This is a genomic window from Deltaproteobacteria bacterium (assembly GCA_005879795.1).
In the GTDB taxonomy this organism is placed as follows: domain Bacteria; phylum Desulfobacterota; class Binatia; order DP-6; family DP-6; genus DP-6.
The window spans coordinates 1-2,544 of the sequence record VBKJ01000280.1; the positions used below are offsets into that span (position 1 = coordinate 1).

Here is a 2,544-nt window from a genome sequence, read left to right on the forward strand (position 1 = left end):
AGCAGAGCGCGAATTGCGGCGGGCCATTGAGTTGAATCCCAGCGTTGCCAATGCCCACTATTTCTACGCGAACTGCCTGGCGGCGCACGGACGATTGGACGAGGCGCTCGCCGAGGCCAGGCGCGCCCACGAGCTCGATCCGCTGAATCCGGACGTCGCCACAGGGCTCCCCTGGGCCCTGTATGTCGCCCGACGATACGATGAAGCGATCGTCGTGCAGCAGAAGTCGCTCGACCTCGAGCCTGGCTCCGCCCACGCGCACATGCTCCTCGCCTTACCGCTCGCCGGGAAGGGGAGCTACGCCGAGGCGCTGGCGGAGGCTCGAAAGATGGCGGCTCTGGCTGGCGACGCGCCCAACTTCGCGGGGATCTTCGGGTACGTAGCCGGGCGCGCCGGCGAGCGCGCCGAGGCGCAGCGTATCCTGACGGCGCTCGAGCGCCGCCCGCCCGGCAACACAGCTTTCGCCATCGCACTTGTCCACCTGGGTCTGGGGAACAACGAGCAAGCGCTGCGCTCGCTGCAGGCGGCCTACGAGGAGCGCGCCGAATGGCTCGTGCTCGTCACCCCAGCACCCTTCTTCGACCCCCTCCGCTCAGATCCGCGCTTTAGCGCGCTCATGAGGAAAGTCGGCATCGAGTAACCGCTCAGGAGCGTAGAGGCTTGGTCCAGCCCTCGGTCCCGGTGTCCGTCACGGTGTACGGCCGGTGGGAGTTGATCCCCAAGGAACCGTGAAATGAAATACGCTCTCGTAGCAAACTTGACGGCAGGAGCGCTTCGGGCGCAGGTTCGTGCCGGTGAGCGCTGTTCCTTCGCTCGTCGGGTTGCTGCTATCCGTCGCCCCGCGTCGGCGCAGGCGGCCGACACCCAACACATCTACGCCGAGGATCAGCTCACGGTGGCGCCGATGGTCCTGCGCCAGCCGCCCATGGGGTATCCCGACAGCCTGAGGCGCAGCGGCATCGGTGGCACCGTGCGCGTGAGCGTGGTGCTCGACGCCAAGGGTCGCCCCGACTCCGGGTCCGTGCGTGTCGTGTCCACCCCGGACACGGCGCTCAACGGGCCGGCACGCGCCGTCGTGGCGGGCACCCGCTTCAAGAGACTGCGCCGGCGCCGATCTAGGACGAGGACGACTCACTGACCCAGAAGCCCGCCCTGCTTTTCGGCCCTCGGCTTGACTACCCGGAGGACTTGCGACGCAATCGCATCCAGGGGCGCGTGTTGGTCCAGGCGATTCTCGACACGCTGGGCCGAATCGAGCCGGGATCGATTCAGTTCGTGATGACGCCCGATCCCGGGTTCCATGCCGGTCTCGCAGTATCTCGCGTTGGCGCGGTTTCGACCGGCCCGTCGCAAGGGTCGGCCGGTACGGTCAATCGTGCAGATGCCGGTCGACTTCAGGCTGCGTGGACTTGCGTTTCCCTGTCAGGTGAGCGCCGACATTCACCTCACGTGTCCGCCCTGAGCGATACCAGTAGGCTATCCTCGGAATCACGCGGACTCATGCGTGCTGGGGGCGGCTAAGCGGTGGGCTACGGCACCTGTAGATTCACGTCGATTCGGGTGTCCGGCTGCACGTCGCTCACAAGGGTGTCTCGCCTGACCGTCCCCGTTTCGACTCGTACGCATCCGCTAAACGTACTGGTGAGAGAGCCAAGGCGCGTCTCGTAGCTCCCGACGCGGTCCGTGGTGTCTGATCCAAGTGTGAACGCGATCGAGTCCGAGCACGTCCTGGGGCTCCACCAGCTGATGACACGAACGTCGGCACCCACGACCGGCGCTCCCGTCGCCGTGGTGACCTGTCCTCCGACCGTGAACGTCGGCCAACGGTCCACGATGTCGTGGAGTCCGCCGCATGCCGCCAGAGCGCTCAAGAAGGACGTGACCGCGATTGCGAGACAACGCCCTGCGATACTCACCGTCCCGGCTTCCGGCAGATCGGGCACGGCCCCATCTGCGGCTCTTTGCCGAGCTCGAGCTGCACCGGCCCGAGCGTGACCGCCGTATCCGTGAGCGTCACGGTAAGCGTCATCACGTGCCCGTCGGTCGAGCCGGTGAACCGCGCGGGATGGTCGGGACCGCGCGCCACCGGATAGAGGGTGATGTTGTAGCGGCCCGGTGTGTCGAACCGGCCCTGCTCGTCGGCCACGATCGCCTGCTTCGTATCACCCGCGGTACAGCCGATATGAACGTGGGCGGTCGTGTCGAATGCCATCAAGCCAGCGTTGTCGCCGCCCCACGTGCCTTTGATTTGCCCGTGGAAGCGTGGGCCCCCGATATCACAGTCGCGGACGAGGATCAGGGCGAGGCCGGCAAGCACGACCTTGTTCATGGGAGTCCCTCCGTACCGTCTACCCCTGCACCCAGCCCCGCGTCACAAGCAGCTCGCCCACGAGGTCCGGCGCGCTCCGCCCCGCCGCCTCCGCCGCGAAATTGATCACGAGCCGGTGGGTGAGCACGGTGGGGGCGACCGCGCGCAGATCGTCCTCGTCCGGCATCGGCCGACCGTCGAGCGCCGCCCGCGCCTTGGCCCCGAGGATCAAATAC

General features: G+C 67.1%; 4 protein-coding genes. 2 read left to right on the plus strand and 2 right to left on the minus strand.

The window, feature by feature from the left end:
* Window positions 1-640, plus strand: a 640-nt coding sequence (locus E6J59_20065) for a tetratricopeptide repeat protein (protein TMB15280.1), incomplete at its 5' end; no start/stop codon positions are given.
* Between the two features lie 93 nt (window positions 641-733).
* Entirely contained in the window at window positions 734-1,138 is a 405-nt protein-coding gene (locus tag E6J59_20070) for a TonB family protein (GenBank protein ID TMB15281.1), read from the plus strand.
* Window positions 1,139-1,912: 774 nt separating this feature from the next.
* Here the strand turns inward: E6J59_20070 and E6J59_20075 are convergent.
* Together E6J59_20075 and E6J59_20080 are read right to left on the minus strand one after the other, a co-directional pair.
* Window positions 1,913-2,329 (minus strand): hypothetical protein, encoded by a 417-nt coding sequence (locus tag E6J59_20075; protein ID TMB15282.1) that lies wholly within the window; start codon window positions 2,327-2,329, stop codon window positions 1,913-1,915.
* A gap of 19 nt (window positions 2,330-2,348) precedes the next feature.
* A partial coding sequence (locus tag E6J59_20080; GenBank protein ID TMB15283.1) for an AAA family ATPase occupies window positions 2,349-2,544 on the minus strand: 196 nt, incomplete at its 5' end.